The sequence below is a fragment of the Clostridioides sp. ES-W-0018-02 genome, from assembly GCF_020658175.1.
In the GTDB taxonomy this organism is placed as follows: domain Bacteria; phylum Bacillota; class Clostridia; order Peptostreptococcales; family Peptostreptococcaceae; genus Clostridioides.
In genome coordinates, this window is the sequence record NZ_JACVVY010000001.1 from 1,011,153 (window position 1) to 1,034,857 (window position 23,705).

A 23,705-nucleotide genomic window follows, 5' to 3' on the forward strand; every position below is an offset into this window, starting at 1 on the left:
TATGCTTTTTTAGAAGTAAACAAGAAAAAAACCTCCTTGGAGGTCTCTTTCTAAATGTTGGGGTTTATATTTACATATTTATTTGATTATACCTTTTAGTGCGATATTAATACATTTTAAATTATATTTCTCTATAAATCATCATGTATTTCATCTCTCTGTATTTATAATATCACATAGAGTTTCCATAATCAGTTACATCTCTGTTACCTAAGATTACAATTTTGTAATATTTGTAATCTTAGGTATAAATTTACATCCATTCTTTAATATAGTATATGTTTTTTATTAACACTAAAGACCTTTTAAGTCATATTTTTCTAGGAAAAGTTTTAATTCAGAGTAAATTTCTTCTGCTCCACCAACTTTATTTGATTCAATATTTAAAGCTAACAATGGCTCATGTAATGATATTCTAAGTAAAAACCAACCATCTCCATTTGCTTCATTACAATTGACTCTTATACCTTCAAAGTTATTTGGTGCAACAGACCATCCATCAACATTATTAACATGAGAATCTAATTCTTTTAGTATACCTTCTGCATATGGTCTAAAATCTTCTTTATTGATTCCTATTCTAACTTCTTTTTCTTCCTTTGCTTCTTCAAGGTTTTCTATCAATTCTTCTATAGTTTTTCCCTCTAAAGACAGTCTTGCAACTTTTATTAAAATTTTAGCTATTAAATATGCTCCATCGTCTAAAAAATAATTTTCTTTTAGAGCAGCATGTCCAGATGTCTCTATAGCTAAATGGCACTCTTCATCTTCACTATTTAATCTTATAGCTTCATTTATTACATTTTTATATCCTCTTTTAAATCTATGATGTCTTCCTCCTAATTCACTTATGAATTTAGCAAGACCTTCTGAAGTAATAGAATCAGTTACTATGGCTGTATTTGGATGTTCTTCTAATATTATTGATGATATAACAGCTATAAGAGCATTTTTATTTATTGGTTTCCCATTTTTACCTACAATAGCAGCTCTATCTACATCTGTATCAAATATTATTCCTAAATCACTCTTATTATCTAATACGGCTTTACAGATGCTTTCCATTGCTTCTTTATTCTCAGGATTTGGTATATGATTTGGAAACATACCGTCTGGGTTCAAAAACTGACTACCTGTTGTATCTGCTCCCAGTATGTGTAAAACTTTTTCAGCAAAGAACCCTCCAGCTCCATTTCCTGCATCAACTAGTATTTTAAGTCCAGAAAAAGGCTTTTCATAGTTTTTACTTGAATTTACACCTGTTCTAATTTTATCTATCAATAAATTAGAATAATCTTCTATTAAATTTTTTACTACAGCTGTTCCTTTTTTATCTACTCCTTCAGACTGTACACTATCATTTTTAACAGCTATATCTAACATTTCTTTTATATCTGTTTTTTCTAGACCACCATTTTCTGTAAAAAACTTTAACCCATTATAGTAATAAGGTAAATGGCTAGCTGTAATCATAATTGAACCATCAGAGTGGTATCCATCCATGATAGTTGTCATAAACATTGCTGGTGTTGTAGCAATCTCACAATCAATTACATCACAATTATCATTAATCAAGGTTTCAATAACAGTATTTCTAAATTGACTCCCTGTTATTCTAGAATCAGTTCCTATTGCAACAGTTACTTTATCTTTTTTAGTTTTTTCTTTTAACCAAATATGAAATGCTTTAGCTATTTTTTTTACTTCTTCTACAGTTAAATTAACTTCCTTAGAATCATTTTTATATGCTATTCCTCTAATATCTGTTCCATTTTGCAGCTTGTATATGTCACCCATAAACATTCTCCTTACTCAATTAAAATTTTTATTAAAGATTATAAAATTCCTAACTTATTTAAAATTTACATTATTTAAATATGCATATTTTATAATTTTATTATTAACTATTTTATACTTTCTTTTAATTCTTTTATCTTCTCTTTATATGAAATTGGAGGCTTGTCATTAAATAAAGCTGAAGTACCTACAACATATATATCGACTTTTTTGCCACTCATAAGTCTAATGGTCTCTTTATTTATATTTCCATCAACTTCTATAAATGGAGGATTATCATAATCTTTTAATATCTCCGTAAGCTTATCTAACTTATCCAAAACAGATAGATTAAATTTTTGACCTGCAAATCCTGGATTTACTGTCATTACTAAGATACCCTCAACTAAACCTATATATTCTTCTATTTTATCTACACTAGTTTGAGGACTTATCGCTAATACTGGCCCTATTCCATATTCTCTCAACTTTTGTATATCAGCTTTTACATCTGTGCTTGATTCCACATGAAAAGAAATATACTTTGGTTTTATATAAGACATCATATCAATATACTTATTTGGAGTTTCTGTAGCTAAATGAATATCTAAAGGGATAGTTGTATTTTCACTTATTGATTTTAATAGTTCTGGCCCCATAGCTAAGTTTTTGACAAATATTCCATCCATAACATCACAGTGAAGCAATTTTACATCAGCTTCTTCAAGAGCTTCTAGTTCTTTTTTTAAATTCATTTGGTCTGCACACATTATTGAAGCACAAATAATAGACATAATTCTCCTCCTTAGATATAAATTTTCATTATTTATAAGTTTTCATTTTCTATATCATCAATCATTTGTAATCTTCTTGCATGTCTTTCTCCATTATAACTTGAATTTAACCATTCTTCAACAATTCTCATTGCTAATCCTTTTCCAATAACTCTTTCCCCTAAACAAAGTACATTTGTATTATTGTGTTCTCTCGTGGCTTTAGCTGAAAAACAATCTGACACAACTGCTGCTCTAATTCCTTTAAATTTATTTGCAGCAATAGACATGCCTATTCCTGTACCACAACAAAGTATACCTAAATCTGATTTTTTACTTTGAACATTTTGACTTACTTTTTTTGCATATATTGGAAAATCTACACTTTCTTTTGAAGTTGTTCCTACATCTTCAACTTCTATACCTTTATTTATTAAGTTTTCTTTTATAAATTCCTTTAACTCGTAACCACCATGGTCACATCCAATAGATATTTTCATTAAAAAGCACCCCTCTTTATATAAAATTTTATAATTATCGTAAAAATAAAGCTGTCCCATTGTAGAAATTTCTTTCTATTTTTAAGACAGCTTTAATTGATTTATATCAAACCAATTTATTATTCAATGATATTTACATCTATAATAATTCTTTTATATTTTTTACTATATCTTCAGTAGTTAATCCATAATGTTTTAATAAGTCTGCTGGTGTACCTGATTGACCAAATACATCCTTAACACCAATTCTTCTAACTACTACATCTTTAGTTTCTGCTAAAGCTTCACATACAGCTGAACCTAAACCACCAATTATACTATGCTCTTCTGCTGTAACTACTTTTCCAGTTTTCTTAGCACTTTCTTTTATTAATGTTTCATCTAAAGGTTTTATTGTAGATATATTAACAACTTCTACATTTATACCTTCTTTAGCAAGTTCTTCTGCTGCTTCTAATGCTTTTGCTACCATTATTCCTGTAGCTATCACTGTTATATCAGAACCTTCTCTTAAAACAGTTCCTTTTCCTATTTCAAATTTATAGTTTTCACTGTTTACATCTGGAGTTGCAGCTCTACCTAGTCTTATATATACAGGTCCATTATAATCAATAGATGCAAATATTGCTTGTCTTGCTTCTAAAGCATCTGCTGGATTTAACACAACCATATTTGGTATACCTCTCATTAAAGATATATCTTCTATAGCTTGATGGCTTCCTCCATCTTCTCCTACTGTTACTCCTGCATGAGTAGCTGCTATTTTAACATTTAAGTTTGGATATGCTACAGAGTTTCTTATTTGCTCATAGCCTCTTCCTGCTGCAAATATTGCAAAAGTACTTGCAAAAGGTATTTTTCCACAAGTAGCAAGACCTGCTGCTGTACCAATCATGTCACCTTCTGCTATCCCCATATCAAAAAATCTATCTGGAGCAACTTCTTTAAATGATATACTTTTTGTAGCTTTTCCTAAGTCTGCATCCAATACTACTATATCTTTATTTTCTGCAAGTTCTTTTAACACTTGTCCGTAAGCTTCTCTAGTTGCTATTCCCATTCCTATAGACCTCCTTCTAAATCTTTCAATGCTTGTTCTGCTTGTTCTGCATTTGGAGCTGTTCCATGCCATGCAGCATTATTTTCCATAAATGAAACACCCTTACCTTTTACTGTCTTAGCTATTATTACAGTTGGTTTTCCTGTAACTTTTTTAGCTTCATCTATTGCATTTCCTATTTCATCAAAACAATGTCCATTTATTACTATTACATTCCATCCAAAAGATTTAAATTTGTCATCTACTGGACTAACATTCATTACCTCTTCATTAGAACCATCTATTTGTAATCCATTTAAGTCAACAAATGCAATTAAGTTGTCTAATTTATAATGTGATGCTGTCATTGCAGCTTCCCATATTTGACCTTCTTGGATTTCTCCATCACCTAATATAGTATACACTGTATAGTCTTTATTATCTAATTTACCAGCTAGTGCCATACCATTTGCAGCAGATAAACCTTGTCCAAGAGAACCAGTAGACATATCTACTCCTGCTACTTTTTTCATGTCTGGATGTCCTTGTAACTTAGAACCAAACTTTCTAAGTGTCAATAATTCTTCTTCTGGGAAAAATCCTTTTTCTGCTAATGTAGCATATAAAGCTGGTGCTGCATGACCTTTTGATAGAACAAATCTATCTCTATCATCCATTTTTGGATTTTCTACACATATGTTCATTTTATCAAAATATAACACTGTTAACATGTCAGCTATTGATAATGAACCACCTGGATGCCCGCTTTTAGCTTCTGCAACCATTTTTATTATGTTTTTTCTAATATTATTAGAATGATCTCTAAGAGTGCTCATACTTTTTTCCTCCTGTTATTTTTTAAGACCTTACATTTTCTTATCCTACAGTAGATTTTACAATTTTTTTTAAAATAATACAAATGTTTTTTTAAGATTTTACTGCAACTTTTATTTCTTCTCCGTTCATTAAAGCTGTAATACCCTCTTTAAATTCGTCTAAACCAACAGTTCTTGTAACTAATGCTTCTGTATTTACTTTTCCACTAGCCATTAAATCTAATGCTATAATCCAAGAACTTGGTTTTTGTGATCTACTTCCAATATATTGTAACTCTCTTTGAATTATTGCTTCTTGATCCATTTCATTTAGTTTTTTGGCAAATATCCCAACTTGTACGAAAGTTCCTTTCTTTCTAAGTAATCTTAAAGCTTCATTAACTGCTGGCATAAATCCAGAACAATCAAATCCTTTATTTACTCCATTTCCATCAGTCATTTCATTTACTACATCTGCTAGACTTTCTTCCATTACGTTTACAGTTCTATCTACTCCAAGATTTTTAGCTATTTCTAATCTTTCTTTATCTTTTGTAACACCAGACATTATAACTGTAGCACCTTGAGATTTAACAACTTGAGCTAATAGTAAACCTATTGGTCCTGGTCCTATTATTAATACTGTATCATCACTTTCTATAGTAGTTTTTTCAAGAGCTGCATGAACACAACAAGCTAGTGGCTCTGTAAGAGCTGCTGATAATAAAGATACATTTTCAGGAAGTACATGTATGCTTTCCTCTCTTGATAATACATATTCAGCAAAACTTCCATCTGCTTGAGTACCAATACCTTTTCTAGTTGGGCATAAATTGTAGTCTTTAGTTGCACAATATATACATTTTTCACAAGTTGCAAAAGTAGTTTCTGATGTAACTCTATCTCCTACTTTTATATTTTTAACATCTTCACCAATTTCTACGACAATTCCAGAAAATTCATGACCTAAAGTTACTGGAGCTTTTATATTTGCATATTCCCCTTTAAATGAATGTATATCTGAACCACATATACCACTGTATTCTACTTTTATTTTAACTTTATCTCCTGTAGCTTTTGGCTCTTCTACCTCTAATACTTCTACATTATCATAACCTGGTTTAGTTTTAACTACTGCCTTCATTTATTTTTCAACCCCTTGTGGTAAAATTAATATCTTATTAAATTCTTCTTTTCTATCTCTTATCATTTCAAATGCTTTATAAGTATCTTCAAGTGAAAATCTATGAGATACCATTTCTTTTAATTTTATTTTTCCTTCATTAACTAGAGTGATTCCTTTAGTCCACTCTTGTCCTGGGAATGGTGCAGAATAAGAATTCCAGAAACCTTTTAACTCTAGTTCTTTTCTAAATATATTTTCAAATGCTTCTTCAGATAAAGTTATATCTGAATATGCTATCCCTAAAAATCCTATTTTACTTTTCTTTTTAGTTATAAGTAAACATTGTTCTTGAGTTATTTTAGAGCCTGCACATTCAAGTGCTATATCAACACCTTTTCCACCAGTAAGTTCTTTTATTTTTTCTACTGGGTTTACATCTTTAGCATTAATTATTATATCAGCACCTAATTCTTTTGATTCTCTTAATTTATTATCAGATATATCAACTGCTATAATTGTTCCAGCTCCTGCTATCTTAAGTCCTTGTATTACTAGTTGACCCATTGTTCCACTACCCATTACAGCTACAGTATCTCCAACTTGGATACCTATATTAAGTACTCCATGCATAGCAACTGCAAGTGGTTCTATCATAGCAGCATCTTCAAAATCCATGTCTCCTATTGGTAAAACATTTGTAGCTTTTATGTTTGCATATTCTGCAAAAGCTCCAAAAGTTTTAGCTCCTAACATACCATGGTCATCACATAATGAAAATAACCCTCTCTTACAATATTCACACTCATTGCAAGGTATAAAAGGAATCGCAACTACTCTATCTCCAACTTTTACATTTTTTACATCCTTACCAACTTCTGCAATTACTCCAGAAAATTCATGTCCTGGTATAGCTGGAACTGGATATTTCCAATGTTTCAATACTCTTGGAGGATCTGACCCACATATTCCTGCTGCCATAACTTTTATTTTTACTTCATCACTTTCACATGGTTTTATTTCTATATCTTCAAATCTCATATCATTTGTGCCATGTAATACTGCTGCTTTCACGATAAATCTCCTCCTTTTGTATTTTGTATTTTTTAAAAATTTATAAAAAATATTACTCTTTTCTAGTAGCTGCTAAATGTTAAATTTTCGCATACTTTACTAAAAAAGAGTAATCTCTATTAACTAAATATTAGAATATTCCAAGTGAAGAAACTAATTGAGATAATTTCAATATTCCCCATTTTAGTAAGTTACCACCTGTATCTATACTTGTAACCATTGTTGTTCCTTTTGGCATCATATTTGCTTGTTGTAATAATTGCGTATGAACATCTGCAAAATTTGTAGCCATATAAAGTGATATAGCTATTACTATAGTTCCTGTTATAACTGATTGAACTATATTACCTTTTCTAAAACATACTATAAATGCCATATAGAATGGTATTGTTGCTAAGTCACCAAATGGTAAAACTTTATTTCCTGGTAATATAACTGCTAAGAATAGAGTTATAGGAACAAGTATAAGAGCTGTTGATATAACTGCTGGATGTCCAGTTGCTACTGCTGCATCTAGCCCTATATAAAGTTCTCTATCTCCATATTTTGCTTGTAAGAAATCTCTTATTGATTCTGAAATTGGAATTAAACCTTCCATTAATATTCTAACCATTCTAGGCATAAGTAACATTACTGCACCCATTGATATACCTACATTGAATATTCCTGCTACATCGTATCCAGCAAGAGCTCCAAGTATTATCCCTAGTATAATACCCATCATCATTGGTTCACCAAATATACCGAATTTTTTTTGTATAGAATCTGGGTCTGCTTGTATTTTATTTATTCCTGGTATTTTTTCAACAAATTTACCCACTAAATATCCAAGTGGAGCAAATGAAGCTGTTGAACCAGTTGGTAATGCTATACCTTCTAAATCATAAAACTCCTGAACATTCTTGGCTGTTTTTTCTGCAATAAATAGTACTAATAATTCCATTAATATTGCACAGAATATAGCCCAGATATAACTTCCTGTTACTATATATCCAACTGCACCTGCTACTATAAAGTGCCAATAATTCCATATATCAACGTTTAATATCTTTGTTTTATTGAAGTATAATAATAGTAAGTTTACTAATAAACAAACTGGTATTAATATTGGTGCAACTGGTGAAGCCCATGTTGCTGATGCTGTTGTTGGCCAACCAACATCTATTACTGTTAAATTAAGTCCAAATCTCTCAACCATTCCTTGAGCTGCTGGCCCTAGTGTTGAAGTTAATAGGTTTACAACTAAGTTTATACCCACAAACCCTATACCAATTGTAAGACCTGATTTTAAAGCTTTTGTAAATTTAATTCTAAATATCATTCCTAAGACTACAATTGTTATTGGTAGTATTACTGTTGGTCCCATGTTTAAAATGTACTGTACTACTGCTAATAATTTATCCATTTATAAATCCTCCTTTTTCTGTTTTTTTAATATGATTTCAATTTATTTATGATAGGATTATTTTAAAGCATCTAATATTTTTTTATCTAATGCTGCTGTATTAACTCCAGTTATATATGCTGTTGCTTTTATTGCTGGTATATTATAAGTTGTTGGTAATATAGTTGTTGATACTATTAAATCTGCTCCATCTTGCTTTGTTGCACATTCAGCTATTTTGCATTGTATAACTTCTGCTTGTATATTATTTTCTTTAACTAATCTTTCTACCTTATCACAAACTACTGTTGATGTTGCTATTCCTGCTCCACATGCTACTAATATTTTTTTCATTTTTATTTCCTCCTAATAATTTTTATTTTCTTATTTTTGTTGTTAGTATCTTTTATTCTTTTATTTTTTATAAAGACTTTATTGTCTTTAAAACTTCTTCTTTATCAGTAGAATCCATTAGCTTCTCAACTAATTCTTTATTTTGCATAATCCCCATCAATTCTGTTAATACAGACAATTGACTGTGTGGTTGATTAAGCCCCAAAACGAAAGCTAAATTTACAGGTACTTTTTCATCTTGGTCTTCCATAGAACTAAATACTACTGGTTCATTAAAAGTACAGACTGCTATAAATTGTTCTTTAATATATTCTGCATCTGTATGTGGTATAGCTACTCCATAATCACCTAAGTTTAAACCTGTTGGAAATACATTTTCTCTTCCTAGTATTTTTTCTCCAAATTCTTCTTTTACAAAGCCTAATTCAAAAACTTTATTATGTATTTCCTTAAAGAAATCTTCTTTTGTTTTACAATCCATTTTAAGGTTTATAACTTTATCACTTACAAAATTTATAAACTCCATATTTGCACCTCCTAATTGCTCTTATCTCATATCTTGTTTTTCTTGTCTTTATATAAAGCATATGCCGTGCCAAAAAGTGGCTTTTTTTGTGAAATAGAAGAAAATGTTTTCCTTGAAATAATGTTCAATTGCAGGATTTTAGCCAACTTTCATAGATAAATTTTTTTTAATTTTTATTTTAATTTTCACTTGTTAAGCACTTAACTATCCATATATTTTTATATTTTCGTGGTTTTTTTTGTTATAGAAATGGTTTTTTTATTTTTTATGGGTGGTTTTTTCTGTTTCTTAGCTATTTTATAAAATTATTCAATCTAAACAACATTAATTTTCGTATTTATTGTTTAATTATTTCAGTGTGAATGAATTTTCATATAATTGTCTATCAAAATTCACGTTACGCATAATTAAATTCATAGTATGTTTTTATTTATATAATAAAATCAATATGAAAATATATAAAACTTAATATGAAAAGGAGATAAGAATGAAAAGAAAAAATTTATTAAAGATAGTATTTTTATGTAGTATTTTATTTGTTTCTGGTGTTTTCGCAAAGCAAGTCTTTGCATCTCAAAGTAAGTCGAAAAAAACACTTACTATAACTGTAAATGGTTATGATGTAACACTATCTAAAGAGGGAATTTTTAATAGTCAAAACGTAAAGCAACTTAATTCAACAAATCAAAATAGTATAACAATAAAAAACTCTAAAAGTGTAAACAGTGTCAAAATAGATGATAAAGAAATTAATGTAAATGATAAATCAACTTTTAAATTGAAAGAAATCAGTAGCTCTTCTAAAATAAAAATATCTGTAATGTATAGTGGTGAGAATTCATATAGAAATTATTACATAAATTCTCTTTCAAAAGATTTTCCAAAGTATACTGTTACTGCAAATAGCCCTTATGATGGTGATTATTATCTTACTACACACAATGAAGAATATAATTTTGTATTTAAATTAAATAACAAAGGAAATATAGTTTTTTACAAGGAAGTCGAATCAAATCCTTTTGATTTTAAAAAAATCACTACAGATGATGGTAAAGTTAGATATGGATATTTACTTCAAGATAAAGACTCAACAAAACGAATAAGTTCTGTTGGATACTCACCAACATATCTTGTTATATTAGATGAAAATTATAATGAAATAAATAAAATTACTATGGAAAAAAATAAAAACATAGAATCTGGTACTGAGTTAGAAAACCATGACTTTATATACATAAATGATAATCACTATATCGTTTCTAGTTATCAAAAATCTAAGGCAACAAACATTCCTTCAAACTTGAATAAAGGAAATTCACCTTATGTGGTAAATAGTGTACTACAAGAAATAAAAGATGGTAAAGTTGTATGGCAGTGGGAAAGTATTGACCATGAAAAACTATATGAAGAAAGTGTTGAACAAAATAATTTTAGCGAAAAAAGTGATACATCCTTAGACTATGTACATTTCAATTCTATGACTATTGACCCCAAAGACGGAAATCTAATCTGTTCATTTAGAAATTTAGATGAAGTTATTAAATTAGATAGAAAAACAGGAGAAATTATTTGGACCCTAGGAGGATTGGGTGATGAGTTCAATTTAACAGATAATCAAAAATTCTCAAGACAGCATAATGCTAGAATTACAGATGATGGATATATAACCTTATATGATAATGGTGTAAAAAATAAATCTACAAGAGTTATTAAAATAAAATTGGATGAAGAAAATAAAAAAGTTACTGAATATCGCTCATATGACATAAATGACTATTACAAATATATGGGTTCAGTTCAAGAAATAGATAGTGAAAAAGATGTATTCTTAGTTGGAACTGGTGGAAAGGCTGGAGAAAAGCAAGATTTAGTAGCTATGGAAAAAGATTTTTCTAATGATAAAGTTTATTTCAGATTCTCCTTTAAGAGTGGTGAAAGTATGTATAGATGCTATAAAATTCAATAAAAAACTTATCTTAAAATAAAATATCAATTTTAATTAATACAAATCTTGCAAGGAAAATAAATCTATTATTTTTACTTGCAGGGTTATTATTTTCCTTAATTTTAATATAAAAAGCAGGTGCGAACTTTTATGTTGATATAACACCTGCTTTTATATTAGAAAATCACTATAATACCAACATATTTGATATTTTCCTGACTACTGTTTTTAATTTCTTATATTCTACTAGATATTTCTATTTATTTGGTATATGTATAAATTATTATAATACATATTCCATCTTTTATTACTGCTCTTTCTTAGTATCTGCATATACAAATCTTTATGATTCTAAAATTTCATAAATTAATATAAAAAAAGAATTATTATTTGCACCTATATCTTCATTTAATTTTTTAAGGTCTTGCTACTACAAACCTCTTGTTTTCACTAGGAGAAACACTTTTTTGTTTTTCTACATATTCTGTTATTATATCTGTAATTTTAATGTTTGTCTTATCACACTTCTTAATATATTTATCTGGAACACTATAGTCCATAACAGCAATTGAATATGATTTATTTAAATCTATAGAGTTTCCTTCTGCAGTTATAATTTTTTTAATTCGATTACCTGGCTTATCTGTTGGAGAGTACTTCATTTTAAGACCTGAATCTAGGTAATTACAATGCTCTAAGTGAATTTCATTTAGTTCTTCCATATTATTTACTGAACTATAATCTTGTGAAGAAAAACCTAATACTTCTTGATTATATAAATTCACATACTCCTCTATACTAGGTACTATCTCTCTTAAAAATTTTATATCAAATCTTAACTCTTTATTTGGGTTTATATTTTTATGCGCATTTAAAATACATCTCATATAATAGTCTTGCCTTGTTCTTAATGGTAAATATTTTAAATCACAAAGATTAGAGATTTCTCTTTTATGTCCCAAACCTTGTATGCTAAATACTATAGTCGATGCAATTACACATAATTCAATAGCATGAGATTTATTTTTAATAAGATTTGGAATATTATTATTAAATATTTTTATATTATCATCATAAATCATAATACCTACTAAAGTAGTAGCAGCAAATGTATCAGCATCCATTTCTAATAACTGACTATCAATAGGCGGAAGTTCATTTTCATTTGAATTCATAAACATGCAACATTCACTATTATTTTCTATACTATTCTTATATTTTAAGTGACCATTTAATACATGGCCCAGTTCGTTATTAATTATAACTTTGCTAGAAAGTTCTAATAAAAGATCTAGATATCTATCTGCTTTTTCTTGATTATAGTTTTCCTCGAAAAAAATCATCCTATAAAAATTAATATTTTCTTTATATAAAAGTATATTTATTATTCTAAATATTTTTTCAAAACCTCACTATATAAATGAATAGAATATTTATTTTTACTAAATATGCTTTTTCCTCCAAACTCCATTGTATCAATAATTTTATAATCAATAACAATATTTTTTTTATAATTACTAGTTAATATTTCATTAACATATATATATGGAAGGTTCTATTATTTTATTACAATTAATTTTTTCTTTTTCTGATAACATTAATCACCCCTCACTTCAGCTTAATATAATACTTTTATTTATTCAATATGTGCTACTAAAAATATAATAATAACTTTTTGGATTTTTCATATTCCAATTTTAATTACCTTTTACCCCATCCACTCATCAAATACTTTCTCTTCTCTCTAATATCCAATACAGTAGAGCAACTTTCCCAATCAACAGATCCTATACACCTTTGATATCTTAAGTCAAAAGGATGTTGGTCTGGAATTACATCTATCTTTTCTTTAGCCTTCTCTATATCATTTAAAGCTACATCTATCCACACATCTTGTAATATATCTGGAATCTGACCAAATAAGCTATGTATACTTTCTAACCTTTCTGATAACATAGAATGTACTCTATCTTCAACCGAATCCTTATACCTCATATTGTAAATATAAACCTCATCATAAAGTTGGCCTATCCTCTGAATACGACCTTTTCTTTGCTCTAGTCTCGTCGGATTCCAAGGTAGGTCCAGATTTATAAGAGTACCTAATGTCTGCAAGTTTAAACCTTCACTAGCTGCATCAGTTCCAACTAAAACCTTGATTTCCTTATTCTTAACCATCTTCTTTATATTCTCTTTGTTACATCTTTCATATATACCATCTCTAATAATTCCAGACTTGCCTCCACCTGCATATATCCCAATCTTTATATTAGATAAATCCTTAGATAAACTTTCAGCTACCCAATAAGCAGAATCATAATATTGTGAGAATATAATGCAACCTCTATCTAACCACTTCTCTTTTACAAGAAGGTCATATGTTAAATTATACTTTGGATCATTTCCTTTATTAGATTCAAGCATATATGTAAGCCTCTTTAAACATTCTATCTCATCATCACTTAAATTCTTAAATGCACTTAAAGTTTCTTTAGGTACTTCTACTAACACATCATCTTCACTATCATCATCTATAATTCCATTAACATCATCTAATAGCTTTTGAGCTGTATTTTTACCTGCTATCATAGTGCTACCTAATCTTTTAAGTAGTAAAGTTTTGAAGAACCCTCCACCCTTTACTCTCTTTTGAAGTAACTCACAGAACTGATCTGCATAGTTATAAGCTTCTTGTAAGTATACAGGTAGAACTATCGCTTCTCTATCTTCGTCTCCAAATAACTTAACTATAACAGGTTTTAAATATGTCTCTCTTGTTTCTGGATTTATAGTAGTTTCTAAATAATCTCTAGTTCTTCTTACAATATGTCTAAGATATGGATTATAATTTTGTATATAATCACCTTCAATAAGTCTTTCAAGCCTTCTTCGCTCAGATGTTCTAAGACTATCTTTTTCTCTCGTATATATTATAAACTCATCTTCTTTTATTCCTAAACTTCTTCTTACAAGCTCAAAGTCTCTATTTTCAGATGAAGGTGGGAAAGGATCTCTTACCCATTCAAACATTTCAATATATCTATCAACTTTTTCTTTACCCATTACTAAATCTAATCCTTTTTGTGGGTATGTTCTCCAAGCACTTAAGTAACTCCCCAATACACTGTTATTTCTTTGTGATAATATACTCATAAGATCATAAGCTTCTATTGGATATAATTGAACTGGAGTTGCTGTTGCTAACAACATACTTTTTGTTTTCTTAGATATTTGAAGTAAGAAGTTCATAAGATTATTAGGATCTGGTTTATCATTTTCTTTATTAGGACCAAGATTTTTACGTCTTGCTCTATGGCATTCATCAACTATTATACATTCATACTCAACATCTAATAATTTTTCCATAATAGGTGAATTTGAAGTAATTAGTCCTTGTGATACTATACCTACTTTTCTTGGACATTTTTTTATAGAGTCATCTCCTGATGATGGATGTTTTTGTCCATTTTCATCTATCCAGTCCTTACCATCCCATACTGCTGATGGCATATCAAGTAGACCATTAATTTCGTCTTGCCATTGCCATATAAGTGTTTTAGGTGCTATAACTAATACTGGTTTATCTCCATATAAAGCCATTAGCTGAGCTGAAAGTGCTAATTGTACAGTTTTACCTAGTCCTACCATATCTGCTAATATAAACCTAGCTCCATAGCTTTTTTTATGTTCATGAAAAGCTAAATCTACAAAATACTTTTGATGATTCCAAAGTCCAAGCTCTTTACGATATACTGATGATTCTATAACTACCTCTGCTGGATTAGCTTCTTTTTTCCAATCTTCTATCTTTTCTATTTTCTGACGTTCAGAAATTCTCTTTATATCTTCTATCACGAAATTAGATAAAGGAACAGCATGTCTGCTGTTCCATAAAGAGTCAAACTCTTCCTGAACCCAATTTATAGCTTCCTTAGAGTTGTCTTCCCATACTAACTCGTAATTAACCTTTAAGGCTCTGTATGACTCATTTATGCTTCCCATAAAAGATGTTTGTGTTCCATCTCTAAATGTTATAACACCCGCTTTACCATGAACTAAACCAAAAGCTTCATTAGGTATAACTCTAACTTCTAACTTTCCACTTTTTAAAAGATCATATAGTTTTCTCAATCTTTTTGGAATATCTTTATATTCTTCCTCTGGATTATTAGAACACCAATCTTTTCTCATAGCATTTTGTGCGGCACTTGCAGTTTTAACATCATCTACATTTAAATCTGAGTTACAGACAACCCTAACTTTACCTTCTATATTTTCTATAGCTTCCCCCGTCAGCTCTAGTATAGAAGATCTAAAATATCCAGCTATTCTATCATAAGATTTAGCTTCTTTAAGTTTTGCATTTAAGAAGCTTTCGTCTAGTTTTTGTTTTCTAGAAGAATATCTATTTATCATTTTAAACTCCTTTTATCTTATACTCCATCATGTCTAACTAACTCTACTAATATCCTTGCTGACTTAACATCTTCTTCCCAATGCTCCATATTATCTATATGTTCTAATGTCTTTATATAGTCTAATATTTCTATAATTTTACTTCTTTCATTCCAATATCCTTCTATTTCATTTCTAAGCCATGCTTTACCTTTTGTTGCATCTTCTTCCTTTGATGATTTATATAATGCTATAAGTACATTTCTAAGTACTGATTGTCCAAACTTAGAGCTTTCATTAGTATGTTTCATAGCAAATTCACTAGCCGTCTTAAGTCTTGCATGATTTGCTTTACTACTTGCCATCATGTCTGAGTATTCTTTTACTCCAAACCCTCTTCCTAATTCTTGGTATGAATTTAGGCTATATACTCCATCTTTTTCGGTATCTAAACCTTTTATATAGAATCTTTCTTCTGGTAATAAAGTTTTCCATGTAAATGTATCAAATCCACTTGGAGTTAAGTAATCAAATGCTATTTTTACAGCTTCATTAATTATAGTTACTATAGGTGAGTTAGCATCTGATTTAGATAATTCATATTGAACGTCTATATCTTCTATATTTTTGTATGATGTTAATACTTTTAATGATGCAGCATATGCAGCTAATAAATAATCTGCATCTGTAAAGTTAGGATCTTCTTTATCATCTAAATCTTTCATACTATCTATTTGATATTTTACTTCATCTTCTATTGCTGGATATAATTCATCTAAATATGCAGTATATTCAGAGTTCTGTTTTCTAAGAACTAATAGAACCGTTCCTTTTACATAGTTACCTCCATTCTTAAGTCCACCAGATTCTGTTTCTGTTGCTATATTCCATGCAGATGTTACTTGAAGACCTGATGCCCATAATACTAATGCAAGTTCTGCCCATACCTTTACATCTTGGTGTGTAAACATTACAACTTGCATACCATTGTCAGGCATGTTCTTAGCTAAATTAGAATAAACCTCTATCATACTTTGATTAAAATTTTCACCTTTACCTTTTACAGCTAATACCCTTTTACTGTCCGCATACCACTCTTTAAATATATCCTCTATTATTTTCTTATCCCACGACAAGAAAAATTCTGATAATTCATGATAATTAACTGCATCTGCATAAGGTGGGTCTGTTATCCATAAGTCACTCTTCGATTCTAGGGTTCTAGCATCTATCGTTTTTATACTTTTTATACCTGGGTTGAAATTACAACTACTTATATTAAATTTCCAACTATTACCTAAGTTTAATAATCCTCTTGTTCCGTAATTATACAATGGATTTAGTGCTTGATTTAAAAATGTATTTTGACTATTTTCAACTCCAGCCCCTGAATGCCATACACCTAACTTTGAATTCCAATCTGCACACTTATTCATCCCTAATAATCCAATTGCATATTCTTTCTGACTACAAGCTAAGTTATTTATACTCTCACATATCAACCCATGAAGTAAAAGTTGCCTAGCATTAAATAACTGATGCCAATAAGACCATCCTCTACTTCTTATTGGTTCATCTGTTTTCTCTCCACTTTCTATTTTTGCTGATGGTATATATCCTTTTTGTTGATACATATCAAATCTTTCTTCTAATAGTCTTATTACTTTTAACTCTCTATCGTTATCTCTATCATTTGGTGTAGAATAATATCTTTCTTCTTTAACTTTACCTTTTTCATCAATTATTCTTCTTAGATATCTTATGCAATAGAGTCTTTCTCTTAAAATATCATCTTTTCTATTCTTAAATTCACTTTTATTCCATTGCCTTAGTCCATATATTTTATTACCTTCAGTATCTACTCTATCTTTTCTTATTACAGACATAGATGTTTCTGATCTACAATTTTGACATATCATTTTTCCATTTTTGATAGTAGATGTACTTTCACATACTTTTATTTCTTCACTAGATGCATTTTGCTTAACCTCTATATTAAATCCTTTATTTCCATTGTCTTTTAATATAGCTATTGTCTTAGTACCTTTACCTATAATCCAATTAGGTGATAATGGTACTGTATATCCGCATTCTGGACATTCAGTTTCCGTACAATACAAATATGATACAGCCCTATGTCCGTCTTCATTAGTCTCAATTCCCCACTCTTGTATCTGCTTATCTACCTCATCATATACCTTTTGCTGAAGCTCTCTTAATTTTTCTATCTCTTCATCAGATTTACTAAGTATATTTAAGTTAGCCCAGTTAAGTAAACACGCTACAGGGTTTAAATCTGATGCATAAGCCTCACAACCAATTCTTGCTGCTTCAAATGGTATACTTCCTCCACCTGCAAAGCAATCTCCAACTATGGGAGTATGTCCAAACTTTTTTTGTCCTAACTCATCCATTAAGCTTTGTAAACTATATGCATTAGTACCCAAATGAGCATTTATTTCTTCCCATTCTTTTTTACTTATTGCATTATATACTTCTTCTGGTCTACAGCATAAAGCTATTTTCTCATCATATGATAAAGTTTCAAAATATCTTTTTTGTAACTCATCTTTTTGATCCTTTGTTATTTCCTTTACATATCTAGGACTTCTTTTTGCATCTAATTCAAAATACGTGTGCTTTTCTTTATCCTCTAAAAAGTTATATATATCTTTAGTTGATATAGACTTTACTTTTCTTTTATAAAGACCTTCATCATCCATAGTTAATAATTTTAAAAATATGTTTCTATCTTTGACTGGATCATTAGTAGCAGGAAGTAATAGACCTAATATAGTAGCTCTAACTAATATAAGAGGTTTTCTACCCCACCATTTTCCAAGCCCTGTTAGTGTTTGCCCTAAGTTTGCTTTTCTTTCTTTATAACTTTCCTTTGATATTTTCGATACAGGAAACTGTACCTCTATAAATGATTTATCACTCATAACTTCCTCCGATTACTCTTTACATTCTAAACCAGTCAATTTGACTTTCTTGTACTTCTTCTACTGGATTTTCTGAAAGTGCATATTTTATAGCTTTTCTCCATCCTCTTCTATCATCCGCTCCACCTGTAGCTGCATTTGTCATAGTATATAACCACCATCTCTCTGCTATATCTAGTACTTTCCAACTTTTTATAGCAGTATCTATAGCTCTAGTTTCACAATCTTCTATTGCCCACACAAGTAATAATAGTTCTTTTCCTAATAAGCTATCTACAGGATTATCACCAGTAATCCAATTAGCCTGACCATAGGATAGTTTTTTTTCTTTTAATCTATTTTTAAATTCACTTTCTAGCACATCTTTTATAAGATCCCAGTGACTTTTGCTTATTTCTGCCTTTATTCTATCTTTTGTAGTATCAATAACTTGCTTTTTAGTATCAAATTGCCACTTAAATCTTTCATATATTTTTATATTTTTATTTTGGAACTTTGTTGGTACAACTACAAGAAAATGATGTTCATTTTCTTTTGGAATAAACCCAAATTTTATAATTTCAGTTTTAGATTCTGAAGTTATTATTTCAGAATCATCATCAAATTCTAGCCTAGCGACTTGATTTTCTTCTGTTGGATTTTCTGAAAGTGCATATTTTATGGCTCTTCTCCATCCTCTTCTATCATCTGCTCCACCTGTAACTGCATTTGTCGTAGTATATAGCCACCATCTTTCTGCTATATCTAGACCTTTCCAATTTTTCATAGCAGTGTCTATTACTGCTGCTTCACAATCTTCTATTGCCCATACAAGTAATAACAGCTCTTTACCTAACAAACGATCTACAGGGTTATCGCCAATAGTCCAGTTAGCTTGACTCGTTGGTAGATTTTTTTCTTTCAATCTATTTTTAAATTCACTTTCTAATTCTTTATTTATAAGATCCCAATGATTTCTTCTTAGTTCAGCTTTAAGTCTGTCCTTTATAGGATCAATAACTTGCTTTTTAGTATTAGTATGCCAATAAAATCTTTCATATATTTCTATATTTTTATCTTTAGATTTTGGAATAACCACAAGAAAATGATGTTCATTTTCCTTTGGTATAAATCCAAACTTTATAATTTCAGTTTTGGTTTCTGACATTACTGCTTTATCTCCTGTTCATCAAAGTTTTCTAGAGTTAACTTTTTATCAGCTACCATATCTAAAAACTTTTGACCACTTTCATAGTGTGCTTGATGATAATCTAATGCTACTTCTACTTTGTCTCCGCTCAAGAAGCTTTCTCTTATAATACCTATTTGTTCTTCTAGTTTAGATGGTTCTATTATAGTAGATTTACCTAGAGCTATTTCTATCCACTTATCAGAATCTTCATCTGTGCTTAAATAAGTTGATACATCAGATATTTTTACATTATGCTTCTTTAATATATCTATCTCTTTGTATACATCTGATGTATTAGTTACTCTTATAGTTTTTGTAAGCTTAAGTGGATTTTCTTTATTTATTTTTATTGTTGTGCCTTGCTGTTGTTTATCTATTTTCATTGTTAATTGATTAGACTCTATTCCATCTTTTTCTGCTATTGCTAGTACATGTGAACAGTTGTTAGGTATTATAAATGCATCATCATACACTCCACCATGCTCTTTTGGATTTGATCCATCAGTAGTATATTTTATAGTTGCTTTTGGTGCTACTTTTAACTCTATTAATCTATCATTCCCCTGATTAAACTCTCTATATTTTAAAGTTATTTTATTATTCCACTTATAAATATCTCCTATTTCATTTTGTCCTGTACTATCTATACAAATAAAGTTTACTTTCAGTTCATCTGTTTTAAAGTTATTTAGATCAGTTACTTCTAATGATGCAGATGTTGGTGTTCCACCTATTTCATAATATACCTTGTCTCCATGTCTATTTATTATTTTTAAAGTTACTTCACCAGTTTCATCATTTCTATCTTTTTCTTGTATAGTTATATCTGTTTTTTCAATGAATGGACCTTTTTCTATATATCCACCATTTTCTCTCCATACGTCTTTATTTATCATTTCATTTTTAAGAGCATCAAGCGCTGATGGTATATGCCATTGCCAAGCTCCATTTGTAGCTGCTCTTTCTTTTATATCTATAAATCTCATTTCTTTTTGAGTAAATAGTCTATCTTCACATTTTTTTCTGAATGTATCATTACTTACTTCTGTTTCAAATTTCTTTCTTTGAGTAAGTGTGTTTATTATTTGTTCTTCTCCATCATAGTTGTTACCCTTAAATTCCATTAAGAAGTCTGCACTTGTTAATCCTCTATTTGATGGATAATGTATTTTAGAGAAAGTTTCTCTTGCAGCTTGTAATATACTTAGTTGTATTTTATCTAGCTTATCTTGTGCTTGTTGATACTGAGGATTGTTTTTAGCAGTTCTTTCAGAATCCATTTGAGCTATTATTCTTTGCATACCTTTATATTCTTTAGATGACTTTATTAACTTATCCATTGTGTCTTTATTTCCAGATAAGAACATTACCCTGTTTTGATATTTTGTGTACTCATAAAAATCTTTTAATTCTTTACTAAGCTCATTTGACTTTGTATTTGGTTCAAATAGTACTAATGTTACCTTATCTGAGTCTAGTCTTATTTCATCTACAGCAGGGAATATTTCTATATTTTGATAACAAACATTTTTAGATGGTTTAAATTTTTCACCTAAGAATCCTCTTAACTCTTTTTTAGCTGCATCATTATCATATGATTCTATAAGAGTATTAAGCTCTGCTATCATATTTTTAGTGTTTTGGAAGTAAAGTCTTCCATTATCAGTTGAATATATATACCATGCTTTTAATGTAAATTCACTTAATGCCTTTTTAAGTATTGTTATATCTTTATTTGGCTCTGCTAAGTAACCTATTGTCTCTTGCTCTGATAAACCAAGTATTGCATTAGGTACGTCAGCTAGCGATGCTACTAATATAAGTTTGCTTAAATCACTCATACTAGTTTCACCTAGTTCATTATCTATTATTTCTGCTACACCTTTACCGTTCGCTTGGATATCATGTGATATTGCATTTGTTAAAGATGGCTTTATACTTTTAATTTGAGCTAACATATTTGAGTCATTTAAGTCCATGTCATATGGATTTATTATATATTTTTGCTCATTCTTACCATTTTCATACATCTGAGAAACAATAACTCTCATAAGTCTTATTAAACCTCTAGTTTGTTGGAAACCTGGATTTTCTCTAAACCTCGCATATAAGTCCTTTAATGATGGATGGAATGGATATGAATCCTTTATTCCTACAAATATTTGCTCTGGAGATGTGTTTGTATATCCCATTTGCTTAGCTTCTAATACTTTATCTTTATATGCATTTGCTATCTCTGTTATTTCTTCATCAGATGCTATATTTTCAAACAGACGCTTTCTAAGTATCTTGTATACGTCATCTGAATTTGTTCCAACTGGCTCTATGTTTAAAGCTGAACGGTTAACCTCTCCTTCTAATTCTTTAAACGTCGACTGCAACTGTTCACTTCCACTTTCATAAGTTGCTTTTAAGTCTGATATTATTACACAAACATTAGATAACTCTTCTTTACCTAATGCATTGAATAAATTTGCAAGAGCTGTTGTAGTTACTACTGATAAATTTGAATCTCCTATTGCTCTAGACTTTGCATTTTCTAAATATGGAGGTATCTCATCTAATAATATAAGTAGTGGCTGACCTTTTAGTAGGTTTACCCATGCAGTTTGACCTGGCGCTTGTAGCGGAGAGTAATAGTCTTTAAGTTGCTCTTTCTTTCCAAGCTGTTCAGCTATAGAACCCCATATACCAAATTCTGCATCACTTTCTCTTCCTGTAAATCCTACTACTTTTACTTCACCTAAGTAAGATTCTCCGAACATATTTTCTAATACTTTTCTTCTTACTTCTGGATACTTGGATAGTAAAGCTAACGAAATCATATTATGAGTTTTACCTCCACCCATTGATTGAGTAAGCTTTATTAGTCCTGAGGCACTTTTTCCATGAAATCTTTTGAATGCTGTTTCCACTAGAAGTTTCATTCCTTCTGTTACAAAGTTTTCTTCAAAGAATTCATTTGGGTCTATACGATTTTGTATCAAGTCTGTTAGTTCTAGTACATCATCTCTTTTATTTTCATCAAATACACTTTGTCTTGGTTTACAAGCATAGTATAGTGTCTTCATTTTTTCACTCCTCCTAATATTTCACATTAAAATATTATTTATTTATACCTAAAAGTATACATTATTTTAATATAAAATTATAGTATCTAACCTATTATATATCTCTCTAATATATAATATCATCATGAATTCATTTAATAATCAATATATAATTTGTTAAAATATTTAAATCAACCTTCTACATCATATAGTTTTTAGATCACTACTTAAAGTAAGCGACCTAAAAAACAAAAAACACATGGCATTGGGCGATGGTGCAATGAATTGCTATCCAAAAGAAGCTACGAACACAAATTAGCGGATAATATACGCAGCAGACTAACCAAAATCAACCTACCAACTAACCACACCTTGTTACCGATACCTAAAAGGTTTTTAGTTAACGATTGTAATGGAAATCCTTTTGAGCGCTCTTTGCTTAAAATATTGGAACGTAAAGCGCGTTACGTAGCTAAACTCCATAATTATAAAAATCTACAATACTATCAATACCATATATAGCAACACATCCATATAATCTTTATTTAAAAATAAAAAACAAATCAATGATATATTCTACTACTTGTAACATATATCAAAATCATAACAAAATAAATATAATTGCCTGCACTTACTATCTTAAATCAAAACCTCATGCTGCAAGTATTAAGTCTGACATTACAGTTTATAGCGCTTCTCAGCTATAATCTGTGATGTCAGACTAGACCCCAAAGCTCTGACCCAAGCAACATAAACAAAGATAGTTGATGTATGAGCGCGGTGGGTCATATGGTGCAGACTGAAACGGAATAAATAGTTAGCACATAAATAAAGC

16 protein-coding genes are annotated in these 23,705 nt (G+C 29.7%); 1 reads left to right on the forward strand and 15 read right to left on the reverse strand.

From position 1 onward, the window contains the following. Nucleotides 1-294 precede the first annotated feature (294 nt). The 10 genes from IC219_RS04535 to IC219_RS04580 all read right to left on the reverse strand — a co-directional run bounded on the left by IC219_RS04535 (nt 295) and on the right by IC219_RS04580 (nt 9,364). The gene (locus IC219_RS04535; protein ID WP_227830704.1) at nt 295-1,797 is read right to left on the reverse strand and encodes a phosphomannomutase/phosphoglucomutase; all 1,503 of its coding nucleotides are present in this window, start codon (nt 1,795-1,797) and stop codon (nt 295-297) included. Between the two features lie 107 nt (nt 1,798-1,904). After that, complete coding sequence (locus IC219_RS04540; RefSeq protein WP_227482789.1) at nt 1,905-2,570, reverse strand: ribulose-phosphate 3-epimerase; 666 nt, start codon at nt 2,568-2,570, stop codon at nt 1,905-1,907. Between the two features lie 32 nt (nt 2,571-2,602). Then, entirely contained in the window at nt 2,603-3,049 is a 447-nt protein-coding gene (gene rpiB, locus IC219_RS04545; protein WP_227432714.1) for a ribose 5-phosphate isomerase B, read from the reverse strand. Between the two features lie 139 nt (nt 3,050-3,188). Further along, complete coding sequence (locus tag IC219_RS04550) at nt 3,189-4,109, reverse strand: transketolase family protein (protein WP_227432713.1); 921 nt, start codon at nt 4,107-4,109, stop codon at nt 3,189-3,191. Nucleotides 4,110-4,111: 2 nt separating this feature from the next. Beyond that, nucleotides 4,112-4,924 (reverse strand): transketolase, encoded by an 813-nt coding sequence (locus IC219_RS04555; RefSeq protein WP_227432712.1) that lies wholly within the window; start codon nt 4,922-4,924, stop codon nt 4,112-4,114. A gap of 91 nt (nt 4,925-5,015) precedes the next feature. Continuing rightward, the gene (locus IC219_RS04560) at nt 5,016-6,047 is read right to left on the reverse strand and encodes a zinc-binding dehydrogenase (RefSeq protein ID WP_227432711.1); all 1,032 of its coding nucleotides are present in this window, start codon (nt 6,045-6,047) and stop codon (nt 5,016-5,018) included. Continuing rightward, a complete protein-coding gene (locus IC219_RS04565; protein ID WP_227432710.1) occupies nt 6,048-7,100 on the reverse strand; it encodes a galactitol-1-phosphate 5-dehydrogenase in 1,053 nt (350 codons plus the stop codon). It abuts the gene before it with no gap. A 130-nt stretch (nt 7,101-7,230) separates the two neighbouring features. Then, the gene (locus IC219_RS04570) at nt 7,231-8,505 is read right to left on the reverse strand and encodes a PTS galactitol transporter subunit IIC (protein WP_227432709.1); all 1,275 of its coding nucleotides are present in this window, start codon (nt 8,503-8,505) and stop codon (nt 7,231-7,233) included. Between the two features lie 57 nt (nt 8,506-8,562). Next, entirely contained in the window at nt 8,563-8,838 is a 276-nt protein-coding gene (locus IC219_RS04575) for a PTS sugar transporter subunit IIB (RefSeq protein ID WP_021385190.1), read from the reverse strand. Between the two features lie 67 nt (nt 8,839-8,905). Beyond that, nucleotides 8,906-9,364, reverse strand: coding sequence for a PTS sugar transporter subunit IIA (locus IC219_RS04580; protein ID WP_227824129.1), 459 nt, complete (start codon nt 9,362-9,364; stop codon nt 8,906-8,908). Nucleotides 9,365-9,851: 487 nt separating this feature from the next. Between IC219_RS04580 and IC219_RS04585 the strand changes: the two genes are divergently transcribed. Continuing rightward, entirely contained in the window at nt 9,852-11,330 is a 1,479-nt protein-coding gene (locus tag IC219_RS04585) for an arylsulfotransferase family protein (RefSeq protein WP_227830705.1), read from the forward strand. 395 nt (nt 11,331-11,725) lie between these two features. Here IC219_RS04585 and IC219_RS04590 read toward each other — a convergent pair whose 3' ends face one another. From IC219_RS04590 to IC219_RS04610, 5 genes are all read right to left on the reverse strand, one after another. Beyond that, complete coding sequence (locus IC219_RS04590; RefSeq protein WP_227830706.1) at nt 11,726-12,652, reverse strand: 5'-nucleotidase C-terminal domain-containing protein; 927 nt, start codon at nt 12,650-12,652, stop codon at nt 11,726-11,728. A gap of 358 nt (nt 12,653-13,010) precedes the next feature. After that, entirely contained in the window at nt 13,011-15,725 is a 2,715-nt protein-coding gene (locus IC219_RS04595; protein ID WP_227830707.1) for a phospholipase D-like domain-containing anti-phage protein, read from the reverse strand. Between the two features lie 17 nt (nt 15,726-15,742). Further along, nucleotides 15,743-18,649 carry an anti-phage-associated DUF1156 domain-containing protein gene (locus IC219_RS04600; RefSeq protein WP_227830708.1) on the reverse strand — a complete coding sequence of 969 codons (2,907 nt, stop codon included), beginning with the start codon at nt 18,647-18,649 and terminating at the stop codon, nt 15,743-15,745. A 19-nt stretch (nt 18,650-18,668) separates the two neighbouring features. Continuing rightward, a complete protein-coding gene (locus IC219_RS04605) occupies nt 18,669-19,796 on the reverse strand; it encodes a DUF3780 domain-containing protein (protein WP_227830709.1) in 1,128 nt (375 codons plus the stop codon). After that, a complete protein-coding gene (locus IC219_RS04610; protein ID WP_227830710.1) occupies nt 19,796-22,891 on the reverse strand; it encodes a DUF499 domain-containing protein in 3,096 nt (1,031 codons plus the stop codon). Before IC219_RS04610 ends, IC219_RS04605 begins: the two co-directional genes overlap by 1 nt. Between the last annotated feature and the right edge of the window lie 814 nt (nt 22,892-23,705).